Consider the following 16,914-nt stretch of genomic DNA (forward strand, 5'->3'; position numbering starts at 1 on the left):
CGCCCAGCCGTGGGGGCGCGGGGCGCCCCCCCGGCGTGCCCCCCCCCCGCCCCCCGGCGGGGGGCCCCCCGGGGGGGGGGGGGGGCCGGCCGGGGGCCCCCCCCCACGGCCGATCGTCCGGAAGGAGGGACGTCGATGAGCACGAAGGACTTCGTCGAGAAGGACTACTACAAGGTCCTCGGCGTCCCCAAGGACGCCACCGACGCCGAGGTCAAGAAGGCGTACCGGAAGCTCGCCCGCGAGTTCCACCCGGACGCCAACAAGGGCGACGCCAAGGCGGAGGAGCGCTTCAAGGAGATCTCCGAGGCGAACGACATCCTCGGTGACCCCAAGAAGCGCAAGGAGTACGACGAGGCGCGCGCCCTCTTCGGCAACGGAGGCTTCCGGGCGGGTCCCGGCGGCGCGGGGGGCAACTTCAACTTCGACCTGGGCGACCTCTTCGGGGGCGCCCCGGGCGCGGGCCAGGGCGGCGGTGCCGGCGGGTTCGGCGGTGGCGGCGGCCTGGGCGACGTCTTCGGCGGACTGTTCAACCGGGGCGGTGCGGGCACCCGTGTCCAGCCGCGCCGCGGCCAGGACATCGAGTCCGAGGTGACGCTCAGCTTCACCGAGGCCGTCGACGGGGCCACGGTCCCGCTGCGGATGTCCAGCCAGGCGCCCTGCAAGGCGTGTTCGGGTACGGGCGACAGGAACGGCACCCCGAGGGTCTGCCCGACCTGCGTCGGCACCGGCCAGGTGTCACGCGGCAGCGGCGGCGGATTCTCGCTCACCGATCCCTGTGTGGACTGCAAGGGCCGGGGCCTCATCGCCCAGGACCCCTGCGAGGTCTGCAAGGGCAGTGGCCGGGCGAAGTCGGCCCGCACCATGCAGGTGCGGATCCCGGCGGGCGTGCTGGACGGCCAGCGGATCCGGCTGCGCGGCAAGGGCAGCCCGGGCGAGCGCGGCGGCCCGGCCGGCGACCTCTACGTCGTCGTCCATGTCGACGCCCACCCGGTCTTCGGCCGCAAGGGCGACAACCTCACCGTCACCGTGCCCGTCACCTTCGTGGAGGCGGCACTCGGCGGGGAGGTGAAGGTCCCCACGCTCGGCGGGCCTCCGGTCACCCTGAAACTCCCGGCAGGAACCCCCAACGGGCGTACGATGCGGGCCCGCGGCAAGGGTGCCGTGCGCAAGGACGGCACCCGTGGCGACCTCCTGGTCACCGTCGAGGTGTCCGTGCCCACAGACCTCGGCGCAGAGGCGCAGGAAGCGCTGGAGGCCTACCGGAAGGCGACCGCGGGGGAGGACCCGCGGGCGGAGCTGTTCCAGGCTGCGAAGGGAGCTTGAGATGGACGGCCGTCGACGCAATCCGTACCAGCTGACCGATGAATCACCGGTGTACGTGATCTCGATCGCGGCCCAGCTCTCGGGCCTGCATCCGCAGACGCTGCGCCAGTACGACCGCCTCGGCCTGGTCTCGCCGGACCGTACGGCCGGACGCGGAAGGCGCTACTCGGCCCGCGACATCGAGCTGCTGCGCACGGTGCAGCAGCTGTCGCAGGACGAGGGCATCAACCTGGCGGGCATCAAGCGCATCATCGAGCTGGAGAACCAGGTCGCCGCGCTCCAGCAGCGCGTCGCCGAGCTCTCCGCGGCGGTGGACGGCGCGGCCGTGGCGATGCAGCAGCGCGAGGCCCAGGTGCACGCCTCGTACCGGCGCGACCTGGTGCCGTACCAGGACGTGCAGCAGACCAGCGCGCTGGTCGTCTGGCGGCCCAAGAGGCCGAAGGACTGAAGACCGGCTGAAGAGGCCCGCCCCAGGGCGTCATGACCCGTTCATGGCCCCAGGGGCGGGCCTCTGTGCTGTCCCGGTGCCGGCCTCGGCGATGCCGGACCGGACGATGAGCGCTCCCAGGTGGGTCCGGCTGCGGGCGTCGAGCGTCTGCATGAGCTTGGAGATGTGGGAGCGGCAGGTGCGGACGCTGATGCCCAGTTTGCGGGCCACCACGTCGTCGACGTGGCCCTCGGCCAGCAGTCGGGCGACGCTCTGCTGGACGGCGGTGACGGGGGCGCCGGGGACGGTTGCGGGGAGCTGCTGGGTGAGGGGGGTGGCCTGCGCCCAGAGGACCTCGTAGACCTGGGTGAGATAGGTGACGAGGGCGGGATGGCGGATTTCCAGTGCTGTCTCCCGTGTGGGAGTGGCAGGGATGTAGGCCACGGCGCGGTCGAAGATGATGAGGCGTTCGACGGTCTGCTCGACGGTGCGCACCTGGAGGCGGTCGGGCGGTATCTCCGCCACATAGTCCTTGAGCCCTGGGCTGTAGCGTGCGGGGTGCTGGTAGATGTGCTTCAGACGGGCTCCCGAGGCGATCGCGGAGCGGGCGTTCTCCAGCCCCTGCCGCATGTTGTGCGTGAGCCTGTTGCCCCCCGGCTGCGCCGTCAGGACCTCCTCCTTGGCATGGGTGGATGCCTCCCGGAGCACGGAGATGATCAGCGACCGGCCTTCGAGCACGGTGATCGCGTGGTTGGGGTCCTCGTCGGCGACGGCCATCAGCGGCGCCAGCGCCCCGGACAGTGCGGAGGTCAGCCGGATCCGCTCGTCTATCTCCCTGGTGATCGGCTGCAGCAGGTGGGCCAGGGCGGCGGACGGCGGGACCGGACGAAGCCACGCGTCGTCGGCCGGATCGGGCTGGACGAGGACCATCTCCAGCAGGCACGGAGCGGAGTCCAGGTCGGCGCGGGGGAGGCGTCCCGCGCGCAGCGCTTCCTTGTACAGGCGTATCGCCGGGTCGCACAGCTCTCGGTTCCCATGCGAATGGGTCGGTTTTGCCTTTTCCACGTCGATTTGGGGCCCTCATTTTTCTGCACTGCAACAAGATGACGGTGGCGGAAGTCCGGCTCCGGGGGAATGGTGGTGCGCCGGGAGCGGATCACTCCTGATCCAGGATCCCTGACTGTGCGATCAGATAGCCGAGTTGGGCGCGGCTGTTGCTGCCGAGCGCGGCGTTCAGTTTGGCCACATGTGCGCGGCAGGTGCGGACATTCATGCCGAGACGACGCGCAATCGAGTCGTCGACGTGTCCCTCGACGAGGAGTTGGGCTATTGCATGCTGAACTCCACTGATGCCGAGCGTCGTCGGGTTGTACTTGACTTCCTCCAGCAGGGGAGCCGCCCGGGTCCAGAGCTGTTCGAAGACCTTGGCCAGGTACTCGACCAGTCCCGTATGCCTGAGTTCCAGGGCGACTTGGCGGTCGTCGGTGGCGGGGATGAACGCGACCGTGCGGTCGAAGATGATCAAGCGCTCGATGAGTTCCTCGAGCGTGCGGATCTCCACGTTCTCGTCCGCTATGCGTTCGGCGTACGCCAGGGTGGCGGGGCTGTGCCGCACGGTGTGCTGGTAGAGCGTGCGGATGCGAACACCGCGGTCCACGACGGACAGGCCCCGCTCCAGGGCCTCGATGAGGCGGTCCTCGCTCCGGCCGCCCCCCGGCTGGACGGTAAGGACCTCGGTCCGGCACTCGGCCGTGGCGAGGTCCAGTGCCGCGTTGATCCGGTTGGCGCCTTCAAGGACGGTGATGGCGTGGGTGGTCGGCGGGTCCTGGGCGCTGATGTCCATGTAGGGCTCGAAGGACTCCGTGAGCAGGACGGAGCGCCGGCGGCGTTCGAGGATCTCGCGTTCGAGCGGGTGCAGGTGTTTGGCCAGCGCGGCGGACGGGGGCACGGGCCGGAGCCAGTCCGCGTCGTCGGGATCGGGATGCAGTAGGGCGAAGTCGATCAGGCACGGAGCGGCTGCCACCTCGGCGCGGGCGATGCGCCCGGAGCGCAAGGCGCTGGCGTAAAGCCGCCCTCCCTCTTCGCACAGTTCGGTGATCCCGTGAGGATGTGTCGGCTTTGTGTAGCTTGTAGTCATATCTCCACCCCCCAGGTTCCTGAACATGCAGGAACATGATGCATCGACTCAGTGGTGTTCGAGTGCCTGGGTGAGACATCGTCTTAAGAGCGGGGGAGAAGAATCCACAAGTGAGGACGAAGCCGACTATGTATAAGCGAATGCTTCGCTCGGCGCTTGCCGCCTCGTTCGTTGCAGCCTTGGGCATTGGACTGGCGGGCGGGGGCGACATCGCATGGGGCGGGGAGGCTGTCGCAGCATCGGGTGACATCGCCTGGGGTGCCGCGGCCGCGCCCGCACCGGGTGACATCGCCTGGGGCGCTCCGGCCGCTTCCACGTCGGGTGACATCGCCTGGGGTGCCGCGGCCGCGCCGGCACCGGGTGACATCGCCTGGGGCGTTCCGGCCGCTTCCGCACCGGGTGACATCGCCTGGTCCGCTCCGGCCCTTATCGGCGCATGACCACCCCTCCGGACGACCGCACCTTCCGGCGGGAGATGGCCACGGCCTATCGGTCAGGGTGGCACTTCATCGATCTGCTCACGGCGCTCACCGGCCGTGGCGATTCGTTGATGGTCACCCTGTTCGGAGAGCCGATCGTCGTGGTGATGGAAACGGACGACGACGTCCGCGCCTATCGCTGTCTTCGCCGGCCCCGCGGGGCGCCGCAACCGGTTCGCTGTGCCGTGAGGTACGGCATGATTTTCGTCAATCTCGATCAGCGGGACCACGAGCTGTTCGAACAAGAAGCCATCTCCGCCACCCCCCGCAGTGCCTGAACGATTCCCCCGTCGTTCCATATCGTTCAGGCGCTTCCCCCACACAACGGCGCCATCGTGACCTGAACACGATGGCGCCGTTGTGCTGCCCGGGTGGATTTTCTCAGCCTCTGCCGAGCGCCCGGTCCACGGCGATCTCGATGACGACCCTGTCGGGGTTGTGTGCCGGAGTGCGCTCGTAGCGCTCCGCGTAACGGCGTACCGCGTCCTCCACCTGCCCGGGCTCCGTGCGGACCGTCGCGAGGCCCTCCAGGGTCGCCCAGCGGCGTCCCTGCATCTGGCAGACCGCGACCCGTGCGCCCTGGGGGCCGGCTGCCAGCACGTGGGCGACCTTCCGGCTCTTCCCGCTGGTGATGACACGTGCCAGCCGCGTCTGCGGGTCGTACGTCACGCCGACCGGCACCACATGCGGGGTGCCGTTCGGGCGGAGCGTCGTCAGGGTGCACACATGGCGCTCCCGCCAGAAGGCGAGGTATTCGGGGCCGGGGTTGCGAACGTCAGGCATGGGGTCAGCCTAGAGAGAACGGTCGCGACACCCGCACCCGGTCAGGCTTGAGTGGAATAGACTCAACTTTGTACCCGTTGTTCGAGTCATACTTCAGTGAAGCCGAGAAGCACCAGCACAAGGAGGAGACAGCGCCCGTGGACGCCGAGCTGACCAACAGGAGCCGGGACGCCCTCAACGCGGCCACCAGCAGGGCCGTCAAGGACGGGCACCCCGACCTCACCCCCGGGCATCTGCTGCTTGCCCTGCTCGCGGGCGAGGACAACGCGAACATCATCGACCTGCTGGCCGCGGTCGACGCCGACCAGGTGGCCGTGCGTGCCGAGACGGAGCGGCTCCTCGGCGCGCTGCCCAGCGTCACCGGATCCACCGTCGCCCCGCCGCAGCCCAACCGTGAGCTGCTCGCCGTCATCTCCGACGCCGCACAGCGGGCGAAGGAACTCGGCGACGACTACCTCTCCACCGAGCACCTGCTGATCGGTGTCGCGGCCAAGGGCGGCCGCGCCGGTGAGATCCTCACTCAGCAGGGAGCCAGTGCGAAGAAGCTGCTGGACGCATTCGAGAAGAGCAGGGGAGGGCGCCGCGTGACCACACCCGACCCGGAGGGCCAGTACAAGGCCCTGGAGAAGTTCGGCACCGACTTCACGGCCGCCGCGCGCGAGGGCAGGCTCGACCCCGTCATCGGACGCGACCAGGAGATCCGCCGCGTCGTCCAGGTGCTGTCCCGCCGCACGAAGAACAACCCCGTGCTCATCGGGGAGCCCGGCGTCGGCAAGACCGCCGTCGTCGAAGGGCTCGCCCAGCGCATCATCAAGGGGGACGTCCCCGAGTCGCTGAAGAACAAGCGGCTCGTCTCCCTCGACCTCGGCGCGATGGTCGCGGGCGCCAAGTACCGCGGTGAGTTCGAGGAACGCCTCAAGACCGTCCTGTCCGAGATCAAGGAGAGCGACGGCCAGATCATCACCTTCATCGACGAGCTGCACACCGTCGTCGGCGCGGGTGCCGGCGGCGACTCCTCGATGGACGCGGGCAACATGCTCAAGCCGATGCTCGCCCGGGGTGAGCTCCGCATGGTCGGCGCCACCACGCTGGACGAGTACCGCGAGCGCATCGAGAAGGACCCCGCCCTGGAGCGCCGCTTCCAGCAGGTCCTGGTCGCCGAACCGTCCGTCGAGGACACGATCGCGATCCTGCGCGGTCTCAAGGGCAGGTACGAGGCGCACCACAAGGTCCAGATCGCGGACTCCTCGCTGGTCGCCGCCGCGACCCTCTCCGACCGCTACATCACCTCACGCTTCCTCCCCGACAAGGCCATCGACCTCGTCGACGAGGCGGCCTCCCGGCTCCGTATGGAGATCGACTCCTCGCCCCTGGAGATCGACGAGCTCCAGCGGGCCGTCGACCGTCTGCACATGGAGGAGCTCGCCCTCAAGAACGAGACCGACGCGGGCTCCAAGCAGCGCCTGGAGAAGCTCCGCCGCGACCTCGCCGACAAGGAGGAGGAGCTGCGGGGCCTGACCGCCCGCTGGGAGAAGGAGAAGCAGGGGCTCAACCGCGTCGGTGAGCTCAAGGAGCGCCTGGACGAACTGCGCGGCCAGGCCGAACGCGCCCAGCGCGACGGCGACTTCGACACCGCGTCCAAGCTGCTGTACGGGGAGATCCCCGGCCTGGAGCGCGAACTGGCCGAAGCGGCCGAGGCCGAGCAGGAGGCCTCCCAGGACACCATGGTCAAGGAGGAGGTCGGGCCGGACGACATCGCCGACGTCGTCGGGGCGTGGACGGGAATCCCGGCCGGACGCCTCCTGGAGGGCGAGACCCAGAAGCTCCTGCGCATGGAGGACGAGCTGGGCCGCCGGCTCATTGGCCAGACCGAGGCCGTGCGCTCCGTGTCGGACGCGGTACGCCGCACCCGCGCCGGGATCGCCGACCCCGACCGGCCCACCGGATCGTTCCTCTTCCTCGGCCCGACCGGGGTCGGCAAGACGGAGCTGGCCAAGGCACTCGCCGACTTCCTGTTCGACGACGAACGGGCCATGATCCGCATCGACATGAGCGAGTACGGCGAGAAGCACAGCGTCGCCCGGCTCGTCGGCGCCCCGCCCGGCTACGTCGGCTACGAGGAGGGCGGCCAGCTCACGGAGGCCGTCCGCCGCCGCCCGTACAGCGTCGTCCTGCTCGACGAGGTGGAGAAGGCGCACCCCGAGGTCTTCGACATCCTGCTGCAGGTGCTCGACGACGGCCGGCTCACCGACGGGCAGGGCAGGACGGTGGACTTCCGCAACACCATCCTGATCCTCACGTCGAACCTCGGCAGCCAGTTCCTGGTCGACCCCCTGACCAAGCCGGACGTGAAGAAGCAGCAGGTCATGGATGTCGTACGCGCGTCCTTCAAGCCGGAGTTCCTCAACCGGCTCGATGACCTGGTGGTCTTCTCCGCCCTGTCCGGTGACGAGCTCGCCCATATCGCCGGCCTCCAGGTGGGCCGCCTCGCGGGCCGGCTGGCCGACCGCCGGATCACCCTCGATGTGACCCCGGACGCCCTGGCCTGGCTGGCCGAGGAGGGCAACGACCCGGCGTACGGCGCCCGGCCGCTGCGCCGGCTGATCCAGACGGCGATCGGCGACCGGCTCGCCAAGGAGATCCTCGCGGGCGAGGTCAAGGACGGCGACACCGTGCGGGTGGACCGGGCCGGGGACGGTCTGCTCGTCGGGGCCGTCCCCTCGGAGGAGGCCAGGTAGACCACTCGTCGTGCCCCCGGCCCCCGGACCCTGCGTCCGGGCCGGGGGCACGTGTGTGCGCGGCATCGTTTGCATTGATGCGTGCATCCGACACCCTTGATTGATGAAGCGCCCTGGTGGTGCGCCCGAGAAGTAAGTCGGGCGTACCGGCGGTTGCCCACTAAATCGAGCCGAAAATTTCCATTCCGTGGCCGGATGACGGGCGCGGTGTGCCGCCCCAGGGTGTTCTCAGGGCGAGGCCGGTGCATATCCGTATCCAGATCGCACTCCGGTCAACGGCCAGGCAACAGACCGGTTTCCGCTCAATAACAGGACACTCCGGACCACCTTTCATGATCTGCTGAAGGGGGTATATGCGGAATTCTGCAGCCGGTAAGGTACGCGCATGACGGAGCGCATACCTGATGAGATAAGCCCGGAGTCGAAGGATTGCAAAAGTGACAATCTAATTCGCCTCAGCGAATTTCGCACTCTTTGGGCGGCTTATGCTCAGTCGGTCCTCGGTGACCAGCTGGCGCGGGTGGCGTTGTCGCTGCTGGTCTTCGAACGAACCGAGTCGGCCGGCTGGACCGCGGCGACGTACGCCCTGACCACCCTGCCCGCCCTGCTGTCCGGGGTGCTGCTCTCCGGGCTCGCGGACCGCTTCCCCCGGCGGACCGTCATGGTCGGATGCGACCTGGTGCGCGCCGCCCTGGTCGGGCTGATGGCCCTGCCGGGAACGCCGCTGCCGCTGCTGGCGGGACTGCTCGTGCTGGCGCAGCTGGCCGAGGCGCCCTTCGGCGCCGCGCAGGGCGCTCTGCTGCCGACGGTGCTCGGCGAGCGGAGGTACGAGCGTGGCCAGCGCGTCATGCTGATCACCCACCAGGCGGGGCAGCTGGTCGGCTTCGCCGGTGGCGGTGTGCTCGTCGTGTGGCTGGGCAGCCACCTCTCCCTGGGGCTGAACGCGGCCTCGTTCCTGCTCTCCGCGTCCCTGATCAGGTTCGGTGTGAAGGCACGGCCGATCGCGAGCGACGACGTGCGGCAGACGAGGCTGCACATGCAGGTCAGGAGTGGGGCGGCGCTGATCTGGGCGGACCCCAGGCTGCGGGCGCTGGTCGCCCTGGGCTGGCTGGCGGGGTTCATCGTGCTGCCGGAGGGACTGGCCGCCCCGTTCGCGGCCGAGGCCGGCGGGGGCGGCGCCTCCGTGGGGCTCCTGCTCGCCGCGCACCCGGCGGGAATGGTGCTGGGCGCCGCCCTGCTCGGGCGCGCGAGCGTCGGGGACGAGTGGCGCCGCCGGCTGCTCGGGCCGCTGGCGGTCGGCGCGAATCTGCCGCTGCTCCTGTACTGGACGGGTCCCGGTGTCGCGGTCGCTGTCCTGCTGCTGATGGCATCGGGTGTGTGCTCGGCCTACCAGATCACCGCCGGCGCGACCTTCGTCCTGCTCACCCCGGCCGGCCAGCGCGGCCAGGTACTGGGGCTCGCGAGGTCGGGGCTGACCGCCATGCAGGGGATCGGCGTCGCGGCGGGAGGTCTGGCGGCGGAGCTGTCCGGATCGTCCTCGGACACGATCGGAGGGGCCGGACTTCTCGGAACACTGTGCGCGATCCTGGTCGCCTTCGCCTGGTCGCGGGCCCGGGGGACCGGCGCAGGGACGATTCCCCTGAGGGCGTAGGACTACTGGCCGCCGATCGCGGCTAGGGTCGATGGCAGGAAACCACGAGCGATCCACAGGAGTACCCAGCGATGTCTATCGACCCGTCCTCGATTCCTAACTTCGGGGGCCAGCCCGAGCCGCAGGCGGCAGGACCCGAGGGACCCGTTGTCCCTGACCAGGACCTCGTCAAGCAGCTTCTCGAGCAGATGGAGCTGAAGTACGTCGTCGATGACGAGGGCGACCTCGCAGCGCCGTGGGAAGAGTTCCGCACGTACTTCATGTTCCGCGGCGAGGAGGAGCAGCAGGTCTTCTCCGTCCGTACGTTCTACGACCGCCCCCACCCCGTCGACCAGCGTCCCGTGCTCCTCGACGCGATCGACGACTGGAACCGCCGCACCCTGTGGCCCAAGGTCTACACGCACGCCCACGAGGGCGAGGAGGGCGCTGCCGCGTCCGTGCGGCTGATCGGTGAGGCGCAGATGCTCATCGGCACCGGCGTCAGCCTGGAGCACTTCGTCTCCTCGACGGTCAGCTGGGTGCGGGCCTCCATCGAGTTCGACAAGTGGCTCGTGGAGCGCCTGGGCCTGGAGCCCGCCGACGCGAAGCCCGCGGACGAGGAGTCCCCGGAGGCCTGATCCGGCTCCGGTGCGAACAGCCCGGCCGGAGGCGGTGGTCATCGCGACCGCGCCGCCGGGCCGGGCTTTCTCGTGCCCCGGTGATCAGCCCGCGGCGAGGCTCTTCAGGCGGGTCACCGCTTCGGCCAGTACGTCCGTGCGCTTGCAGAAGGCGAAGCGCACGAAGGGCGCGCCCTGCTCGCGGTGGTCGTAGAACACCGCGTTGGGGATGGCGACGACCCCGCACCGCTCGGGCAGCGCACGGCAGAACGCGAAGCCGTCCTGCTCACCGCCGAGCGGCCGGATGTCAGTGGTGACGAAGTACGTTCCGGCGGGCTTGTAGACCTCGAAGCCGGCCTCGGCGAGGCCGCTGCTCAGCAGGTCGCGCTTGGCGCGCAGGTCCGCGCGCAGTCCGTCGAAGTAGCTGTCGGGCAGGCGCAGTGCCTCGGCGACCGCGTACTGGAACGGCCCGCCCGACACGTACGTCAGGAACTGCTTGGCGGACCGGACCGCGGTGACCAGCGCGGGGCTCGCGGTGATCCAGCCGACCTTCCAGCCGGTGAACGAGAACGTCTTTCCCGCACTGCTGATGGTGACCGTGCGCTCGCGCATGCCGGGGAAGGAGGCGAGCGGGATGTGCTCGCCCTCGAAGACCAGGTGCTCGTAGACCTCGTCCGTGACGACGAGGAGGTCGCGCTCGCACGCGAGCCCGGCGACGGCGGCCAGCTCCTCGCGCGTCAGGACGGTGCCGGTGGGGTTGTGCGGGGTGTTGAGCAGGATCAGCCGGGTGCGGGGGGTGACGGCGGCGCGGAGTTCGTCGAGGTCGAGCCGGTAGGCGCCCTCGTCGGGGTGGAGCGTGACGGGGACGCGGGTACCGCCCGCCATGGCGATGCAGGCGGCGTACGAGTCGTAGTACGGCTCCAGGGCGATGACCTCGTCGCCGGGCTCCAGGAGTGCCAGCAGGGTGGCGGCGATGGCCTCGGTGGCGCCCGTCGTGACGAGGACCTCGGTGTCGGGGTCGTACGCCAGTCCGTATCGCCGTTGCTGGTGCTCCGTGATCGCGGAGCGCAGCTCGGGGACGCCGGGACCCGGTGGGTACTGGTTGCCGTCGCCGGCGCGCAGTGCCCGGACCGCGGCCTCACGGATCTCCTCCGGGCCGTCGGTGTCGGGGAAGCCCTGGCCGAGATTGATCGATCCGGTCCGTACGGCCAGCGCCGACATCTCGGCGAAGATCGTCGTGCCGAACTCGGCGAGGCGGCGGTTGAGCAGCGGTCGTCCCTGTCGTCCCTGTGTCATGGGCGCCATCCTGTGCCGAAGCTCTGGAGTTGCTCAAGTCTGCTTTGGCCGCGGCGGGGCACGGGAATCCCCCTGTCACGTGAGAAGCGGGGACCTCGCTTCGGGGGAACAGAAGGATGTGAGGTCGGTGGAGCACTTCATCTTCATCGTGGTCGTCCTGGTGATCATCGGGGGTGCGGTCGCGTTCCTGTCGAGGGCGACCAACAGGAGGAAGGCGCCTGCGGGGCGCCGTCGGCGCCGGGGCGCGGGCAGCGCCGGTGGGGGCGGGGCGGGGGGCTGGTGGGCCGGCGACAGCGGCGGCGGCCACTCGTGCGGCAGCAGCAGCTCGTCGTGCGGGGGCAGCAGCTCGTCGTGCGGCGGCGGGGGCGGATGCGGCGGCGGGGGAAGCTGAACCGGTCGGCCCGACCGGGACGGCGGACGCCGTGTCCGTGAGGTGCCCGGTGGGTGAACTCCCGCCGGGCACCTTTTCGTTGGGCTTTTCTGGAACAGATGAACCGTGCTGCCCCCGAGGGGATGGAAACCACGTCAAGTTGGGTAAAAACGCTGTGAGTGTGGCGTACTTCATGATTCCCTCGCTGTAGGGAACATTCAGCCATCGGACCCTGATCGGGCCGGTTCAGGCGTTCCCCTTCCCCTAGGTGCGAAGCACCGGGGGCACCTCCTGTCCGTGTGTCCATGTGTGTTTTGCGGAGCCGACCCATGCTCACGACCCTCCAGACCGCCTATTCCGATACCCGTGCCGCCGATCTGGCCTGGGCGCTGGGGCGCGAGCCGCTGCCGGCCCTCGCCGTCCTCGACCTCGAACTGCCGTGCGCCAAGCTGCAGATGAGGCTGCTCGGTGCCTCCCACCAGGTCCTTCTGGAGGAGGAGCGCGGTACCTGTTCCGAGACCGTTGCCTGCATTCCGGGCAGCAGCACGCCCCTGCCGCTCGGCGTCGCCAAGCGGATGGGCGAGTGGGAGTACGAGTTCGCGGCGCGCGTGGAGACTCTCTCGGAGGGCTCGTTCGCGGGGCGCGCACAGGAGCTGCTCGCGCTGGTGACCGACCATCCGCACGGCCTTGCGGGGACCTTTCCCGGCAGCCCGTACGCCTTCACGGCCATGCTGGCGCAGCACTCGGAGGGCCAGGTGAGGTGGCGCACCTGGCACGCGTACCCGCAGGAGGGGCAGTTGGTGGTGACCCGGACCCGGGTGGGGGTGCGGATGCACGCGCCGGCGCTGTGAGCGGGCGCGGGGCAGGTCTGCGCAGGTCCGTGGCCGGGCGTGGGGCCGTTCTGCGTAGGTGCGGGGCGCATGCGATGTGCCTCCGGAGTGCCTCACTTACACCCTTGTGGGTGACAAGCGGCGACCGCGCCGTAACGTAGCGTTCGCGTCATGATCGACCAGCAGGTGTCGCTGCGAGGGGGCGCGGCGCGGCTTCCCGTACGGCCCAGGACCGGCCGATTCCTCGTGCTGGCCGTGGTCTTCATCTGCGCGGCCTGCGGTCTGGTGTACGAGCTCGAACTGGTCGCACTGGCCTCCTACTTGATCGGTGACTCGGTCACCCAGGCCTCCGTCGTGCTGTCCGTGATGGTGTTCGCGATGGGCATCGGCTCGCTTCTCGCGAAACGTTTACGCAGCCGCGCCGCCGTCGGGTTCGGGCTGATCGAAGCCGCCCTCGCGCTGGTCGGCGGATCGTCGGCCCTCGTGCTGTACGCGTCGTTCGCCTGGCTCGGGGAGTCGCGCTATGCGCTGGTGGGGTTCTCGATGGCGATCGGGATCCTGATCGGCGCGGAGATCCCGCTGCTGATGACGCTGATCCAGCGGGTCGACCGGCAGGACGCGGGCGGGGCCGTCGCCGATCTCTTCGCCGCCGACTACGTGGGCGCCCTGGTCGGCGGGCTCGCGTTCCCGTTCCTGCTGCTGCCGATGATGGGACAGCTCACCGGGGCGCTGTTCACCGGCTCCGTCAACGCGGCGGCGGGCGGTGCGCTGGTGCTCTGGGTGTTCCGGCGGGACCTCGGCACCCGCGAGCGCTGGCTGCTGATCGCCGCGAACGCCGTGGTGATCACGGTGCTGGCCACGGCCACGGTCCTGGTCGACGACTTCGAGAGGGCGGCGCGGCGCGCGGTGTACGGGGACGAGGTGCGGGTCGCCGTGCAGACCGAGGTGCAGGAGGTCGTCCTCACCGGAGCGGGGCGGGGCTCGCTCGACCTCTATCTGGACGGCCGGCTGAGGGTCAGCTCGCGCGACGAGTACCGCTACCACGAGGCACTGGTGCACCCGGCGATGAGGGGCCGGCACGAGCGGGTGCTGATCCTCGGCGGGGGCGACGGGCTGGCCGCCCGCGAGGTGCTGCGCTATCCCGACGTCGAGTCCGTCGTGGTGGTCGAGCTCGACCCGGCCGTCACCCGGTTGGCCCGTACGGACCCTGCGCTTTCCGGGCTGAACGGGCACGCGTACCGGGATCCGAGGCTGACAGCGGCCGACGGGGACGCGTTCAACTGGCTGCGGGCCACGGGGGAGCGCTACGACGTGGTGATCTCGGATCTTCCCGACCCGGGGATCACGGCCAGTACGAAGCTCTACTCGGCGGAGTTCTACGGCCTGGTCGAGGAGGCCCTGGAGCCGGGCGGCCGGCTGGTGGTGCACGCGGGGCCGCTGGGCAGCAGGCCGGAGACGTTCTGGACGGTGGAGGCGTCGATGAGGGCGGGCGGCCTGGCGACCCGCCCGTACCGCGTCCAGGGCAGGCTCACCGGGTTCGCCGCGGGCCCGGACCGGGCCACGGGCGGGTCGCAGGCGCCGCACGACTGGGGTTTCGTGCTCGCCGCTCCGCACGCGGTGGGCCCGCTCGGCCTCGACGGGCGGGTGCCGGGGCTGCGCTCCCTGGGGGAGCGGGAGCTGCTGGCGGCCGGGCGTTCGGCGGAGCGGGTACGGCTGAGGGGTGTGATGCCTTCGACGCTGGTGCATCCGCGTTACTGGGAGGAACCGTGAGCGGGACGGGGCGGTGTGGACCTCACGGTGTACGGGGTGTGGAAGCGCTGACGGGACGGCCCCGGCTGAGTAGGCTCGGTCGGTATGGAGCATGAGGTGTTCGTTCCGGTTCCGGTCGCGTCCCTTCGTCGGACGCTGGGTGACCCCGCCCGTGTGGCGCGCTGTGTCCCCGGCCTCCAGCAGGACGCCGATGCGACGGCGGGTCCCCTGACGGGCCGGCTGAAGATCCGGATCGACGGCCACACGATCACGTACCGGGGAACGCTGACGCTCACCGGCCGGGGCGACGACGCCTTCCTCGTGTCCGGCGAGGGCGTGGAGGCCCGGGGCGCGGGGTCGGCGAAGCTGTCCCTGACCGTCGGGCTCACGGAGACCGACGGCGGCACGACGGTCGCCTTCAGCGGGTCGGCGAGCGGAGAGGGCCGCATCGTGGAGCTGGAGGAGGCGGCGGCGCTCGCCGCGGCGCAACGGCTGCTGGACCGCTTCACGCAGCAGTTGGTGACGGAGTCCCTGGCTGCCCGGGATGCGCAGGAGACCGCTCCCGAAACCGCGCCGGGGGGTGACCAGTCGTCCGGGGACGACCAGGCGCCGGAGGGCAGTGCGCGCTCCGGCTCCGCCTCGGAAGAGCCCGGTGCCGCGGACTCCACTCCGGACGACGCGTCGAAGCCCGGGCCGCCCGCCTCTGATTCGTCCGACTCCGATGTGTCCGGCTCCGAGCCGTCTGCCTCCGAGTCGTCTGCCTCCGAGCCGTCCGAGGCTTCCGCCTCCGGCGAGGTGCGCGACAAGGGCTCCGTGTTCGACGCCCCCGTGCCGCCGCCCTCGCTCGACCCCGCCGCGGAGCTGGAGTTCACCGTGCCGGACGGACCGCCTGCCGAGGCCGCACACGCCCGGCGCACCATGATCGGCCGGAGTACGGAGGAGGTCGACCACGCTCCGCCGCGCGGCCGGTACGCCCCCGTGCCCTCGCAGGACGACATGACCGCCGGAGTCACCCTGCGCTGGATCGCTCCCGCGGCCGCCCTCGCGATCGCCTCGGCCGTGGTCGTGGGCCGGGCTCTGCGGCGTCGGAGGTAACCGCTGCCCCGTCCGGGGACAGCGGGACAGCCCCTGGCCGCGCCAGTAGTGTTCTGGGGTGAGCAGAGCTGCGAAGGACGTCCGGCTGACCGCCGGCGACGCCGAGTTGACCGTTGACCCCGTCCATGGATGCCGGATCCGCAGCCTGCGGATCGGTGGCACCGAACTGCTGCGCCAGGGCGAGCGGTACGGCTGCTTCCCGATGGTGCCGTGGTGCGGCCGCACCGAGAACGGCCTGTTCCGTAACGGCAGCGAGCTGCACCGGTTGCCGGTGGACTCCCCGCCGCACGCGATCCACGGCACCGGCCGCGACACAGCCTGGCAGCCCGCCCGGCAGGACGAGGCGGAGGCTGCCTTCTTCTACGACCTGACCGACCCGTGGCCGTACGAGGGCCGGGTGACGCAGTCCTTCGAACTGACCGAGGACGCGCTGACGCTCCGCATGGGTGTCGAGACGTACGGGAATTCCTTCCCGGCACAGGCGGGCTGGCACCCCTGGTTCCTCCGCAACACCGGCGGCCAGGATGTGCGGATCGACTTCGACGCCGCCTGGCAGGAGGAGCGCGGCGACAACCACCTGCCGACCGGCCGCCGGATCGACCCCCGCCCCGGCCCCTGGGACGACTGCTTCGGGATGCCCGAGGGCGTCGATGTGAAGCTCACCTGGCCCGAGCAGCTGGAGCTGACGGTGAAGAGCCGGGACGAGTGGGTGGTCATCTACGACGAGCAGCCCGAGGCCGTGTGCGTGGAGCCGCAGTCGGGTCCGCCGAACGGGCTGAACACCGCGCCCCGGCTGGTCACCCCGATCGACCCGCTCGAGATCGTGACGACCTGGAGCTGGGTGCGGCTCTGAGACGTGGCCACGGCGTGGCCGCGGCAGCGCTTACCCTCGTGAGCATGACTGACGTACGCGCTGAGCTGCTCCAGCAGATCAAGGACAAGGCCGTGGTGCACGGCAAAGTGACCCTCTCCTCGGGTCTGGAAGCCGACTGGTACATCGACCTGCGCCGGATCACGCTGGACGGCAAGGCCGCGCCGCTGGTCGGCCAGGTGATGCTCGACGCCACCGCCGAGCTGGACTACGACTGCGTCGGCGGTCTGACGCTGGGCGCCGACCCGGTCGCCACCTCGATGCTGCACGCCTCCGCGGCGCGCGGGAAGAGCCTCGACGCGTTCGTCGTCCGCAAGGCGCAGAAGGCGCACGGGATGCAGCGCCGGATCGAGGGCACGGACGTCAAGGGCCGCCGCTGCCTCGTCGTCGAGGACACCTCGACCACCGGTGGTTCCCCGCTGACCGCGGTCGAGGCGGTGCGCGAGGCCGGCGGTGAGGTCGTCGCCGTTGCCGTGATCGTGGAGCGGGGTGCCGCTCCGGCGATCGCCGAGGCCGGTCTGCCCTACGTCAACGCCTACGGGGTCGCGGACCTCGACCTGGCCTGACCT

General features: G+C 70.5%; 17 protein-coding genes. 13 read left to right on the forward strand and 4 right to left on the reverse strand.

Annotated features, from left to right (window positions below; translation table 11 throughout):
- Nucleotides 1–135: 135 nt before the first annotated feature.
- Together dnaJ and ACFQ6X_RS30140 are read left to right on the forward strand one after the other, a co-directional pair.
- Nucleotides 136–1,323, forward strand: a complete 1,188-nt coding sequence (gene dnaJ, locus ACFQ6X_RS30135) for a molecular chaperone DnaJ (RefSeq protein ID WP_383186048.1) — start codon at nt 136–138, stop codon at nt 1,321–1,323.
- Between the two features lies 1 nt (nt 1,324).
- The gene (locus ACFQ6X_RS30140) at nt 1,325–1,771 is read left to right on the forward strand and encodes a heat shock protein transcriptional repressor HspR (RefSeq protein WP_014155378.1); all 447 of its coding nucleotides are present in this window, start codon (nt 1,325–1,327) and stop codon (nt 1,769–1,771) included.
- A gap of 30 nt (nt 1,772–1,801) precedes the next feature.
- On the opposite strand, the gene ACFQ6X_RS30145 is transcribed toward ACFQ6X_RS30140, so the two are convergent.
- Together ACFQ6X_RS30145 and ACFQ6X_RS30150 are read right to left on the reverse strand one after the other, a co-directional pair.
- Nucleotides 1,802–2,821, reverse strand: a complete 1,020-nt coding sequence (locus ACFQ6X_RS30145; RefSeq protein ID WP_383186168.1) for a LuxR C-terminal-related transcriptional regulator — start codon at nt 2,819–2,821, stop codon at nt 1,802–1,804.
- Nucleotides 2,822–2,906: 85 nt separating this feature from the next.
- Nucleotides 2,907–3,914: a helix-turn-helix transcriptional regulator gene (locus ACFQ6X_RS30150; protein ID WP_329209500.1), complete on the reverse strand. Its 1,008-nt coding sequence runs from the start codon at nt 3,912–3,914 to the stop codon at nt 2,907–2,909.
- Between the two features lie 152 nt (nt 3,915–4,066).
- Here ACFQ6X_RS30150 and ACFQ6X_RS30155 point away from each other — a divergent pair, with 152 nt between their 5' ends.
- Together ACFQ6X_RS30155 and ACFQ6X_RS30160 are read left to right on the forward strand one after the other, a co-directional pair.
- On the forward strand, nt 4,067–4,327 hold the full coding sequence (locus ACFQ6X_RS30155) for a 5'-nucleotidase (protein ID WP_383186051.1): 261 nt from the start codon (nt 4,067–4,069) through the stop codon (nt 4,325–4,327).
- The gene (locus ACFQ6X_RS30160) at nt 4,324–4,644 is read left to right on the forward strand and encodes a (2Fe-2S)-binding protein (RefSeq protein ID WP_329209504.1); all 321 of its coding nucleotides are present in this window, start codon (nt 4,324–4,326) and stop codon (nt 4,642–4,644) included. The genes ACFQ6X_RS30155 and ACFQ6X_RS30160 overlap by 4 nt, the downstream gene beginning before the upstream one ends.
- 103 nt (nt 4,645–4,747) lie before the next feature.
- Here the strand turns inward: ACFQ6X_RS30160 and ACFQ6X_RS30165 are convergent, their stop codons facing one another.
- Entirely contained in the window at nt 4,748–5,149 is a 402-nt protein-coding gene (locus tag ACFQ6X_RS30165) for a pyridoxamine 5'-phosphate oxidase family protein (protein WP_383186053.1), read from the reverse strand.
- A gap of 137 nt (nt 5,150–5,286) precedes the next feature.
- Between ACFQ6X_RS30165 and clpB the strand changes: the two genes are divergently transcribed.
- From clpB to ACFQ6X_RS30180, 3 genes are all read left to right on the forward strand, one after another.
- Entirely contained in the window at nt 5,287–7,887 is a 2,601-nt protein-coding gene (gene clpB / locus ACFQ6X_RS30170) for an ATP-dependent chaperone ClpB (protein ID WP_383186171.1), read from the forward strand.
- 385 nt (nt 7,888–8,272) lie between these two features.
- Complete coding sequence (locus tag ACFQ6X_RS30175) at nt 8,273–9,538, forward strand: MFS transporter (RefSeq protein WP_383186055.1); 1,266 nt, start codon at nt 8,273–8,275, stop codon at nt 9,536–9,538.
- 71 nt (nt 9,539–9,609) lie between these two features.
- A complete protein-coding gene (locus tag ACFQ6X_RS30180) occupies nt 9,610–10,155 on the forward strand; it encodes a YbjN domain-containing protein (protein ID WP_383186057.1) in 546 nt (181 codons plus the stop codon).
- Nucleotides 10,156–10,239: 84 nt separating this feature from the next.
- Here the strand turns inward: ACFQ6X_RS30180 and ACFQ6X_RS30185 are convergent, their stop codons facing one another.
- Nucleotides 10,240–11,439, reverse strand: a complete 1,200-nt coding sequence (locus ACFQ6X_RS30185) for a pyridoxal phosphate-dependent aminotransferase (protein ID WP_383186059.1) — start codon at nt 11,437–11,439, stop codon at nt 10,240–10,242.
- Between the two features lie 118 nt (nt 11,440–11,557).
- On the opposite strand from ACFQ6X_RS30185, the gene ACFQ6X_RS30190 reads away from it, so the two are divergent.
- The 6 genes from ACFQ6X_RS30190 (at nt 11,558) to pyrE (ending at nt 16,911) form a co-directional block, all read left to right on the forward strand.
- Entirely contained in the window at nt 11,558–11,821 is a 264-nt protein-coding gene (locus ACFQ6X_RS30190; protein ID WP_383186061.1) for a hypothetical protein, read from the forward strand.
- 308 nt (nt 11,822–12,129) lie between these two features.
- Nucleotides 12,130–12,651, forward strand: a complete 522-nt coding sequence (locus ACFQ6X_RS30195) for a DUF2617 family protein (protein ID WP_383186063.1) — start codon at nt 12,130–12,132, stop codon at nt 12,649–12,651.
- A 150-nt stretch (nt 12,652–12,801) separates the two neighbouring features.
- On the forward strand, nt 12,802–14,400 hold the full coding sequence (locus ACFQ6X_RS30200; protein ID WP_383186065.1) for a polyamine aminopropyltransferase: 1,599 nt from the start codon (nt 12,802–12,804) through the stop codon (nt 14,398–14,400).
- Between the two features lie 84 nt (nt 14,401–14,484).
- Complete coding sequence (locus ACFQ6X_RS30205; protein ID WP_383186067.1) at nt 14,485–15,474, forward strand: SRPBCC domain-containing protein; 990 nt, start codon at nt 14,485–14,487, stop codon at nt 15,472–15,474.
- Between the two features lie 58 nt (nt 15,475–15,532).
- Entirely contained in the window at nt 15,533–16,327 is a 795-nt protein-coding gene (locus ACFQ6X_RS30210) for an aldose 1-epimerase (protein WP_383186069.1), read from the forward strand.
- 44 nt (nt 16,328–16,371) lie between these two features.
- Complete coding sequence (gene pyrE, locus ACFQ6X_RS30215) at nt 16,372–16,911, forward strand: orotate phosphoribosyltransferase (protein ID WP_329209525.1); 540 nt, start codon at nt 16,372–16,374, stop codon at nt 16,909–16,911.
- The last annotated feature ends 3 nt before the right edge of the window (nt 16,912–16,914 follow it).

This window comes from Streptomyces sp. NPDC056452, from assembly GCF_042796085.1.
In the GTDB taxonomy this organism is placed as follows: Bacteria; Actinomycetota; Actinomycetes; order Streptomycetales; family Streptomycetaceae; genus Streptomyces.

What these genes read in the sequence shown, in the direction of transcription:
- dnaJ (WP_383186048.1), top strand. Translation starts at nt 136, where the DNA reads ATGAGCACGAAGGACTTCGTCGAGAAGGACTACTACAAGGTCCTCGGC.
- ACFQ6X_RS30140 (WP_014155378.1), top strand. Translation starts at nt 1,325, where the DNA reads ATGGACGGCCGTCGACGCAATCCGTACCAGCTGACCGATGAATCACCG.
- ACFQ6X_RS30150 (WP_329209500.1), bottom strand. Translation starts at nt 3,914, where the DNA reads ATGTTCAGGAACCTGGGGGGTGGAGATATGACTACAAGCTACACAAAG.
- ACFQ6X_RS30160 (WP_329209504.1), top strand. Translation starts at nt 4,324, where the DNA reads ATGACCACCCCTCCGGACGACCGCACCTTCCGGCGGGAGATGGCCACG.
- ACFQ6X_RS30165 (WP_383186053.1), bottom strand. Translation starts at nt 5,149, where the DNA reads ATGCCTGACGTTCGCAACCCCGGCCCCGAATACCTCGCCTTCTGGCGG.
- ACFQ6X_RS30175 (WP_383186055.1), top strand. Translation starts at nt 8,273, where the DNA reads ATGACGGAGCGCATACCTGATGAGATAAGCCCGGAGTCGAAGGATTGC.
- ACFQ6X_RS30180 (WP_383186057.1), top strand. Translation starts at nt 9,610, where the DNA reads ATGTCTATCGACCCGTCCTCGATTCCTAACTTCGGGGGCCAGCCCGAG.
- ACFQ6X_RS30185 (WP_383186059.1), bottom strand. Translation starts at nt 11,439, where the DNA reads ATGGCGCCCATGACACAGGGACGACAGGGACGACCGCTGCTCAACCGC.
- ACFQ6X_RS30195 (WP_383186063.1), top strand. Translation starts at nt 12,130, where the DNA reads ATGCTCACGACCCTCCAGACCGCCTATTCCGATACCCGTGCCGCCGAT.
- ACFQ6X_RS30200 (WP_383186065.1), top strand. Translation starts at nt 12,802, where the DNA reads ATGATCGACCAGCAGGTGTCGCTGCGAGGGGGCGCGGCGCGGCTTCCC.
- ACFQ6X_RS30205 (WP_383186067.1), top strand. Translation starts at nt 14,485, where the DNA reads ATGGAGCATGAGGTGTTCGTTCCGGTTCCGGTCGCGTCCCTTCGTCGG.
- pyrE (WP_329209525.1), top strand. Translation starts at nt 16,372, where the DNA reads ATGACTGACGTACGCGCTGAGCTGCTCCAGCAGATCAAGGACAAGGCC.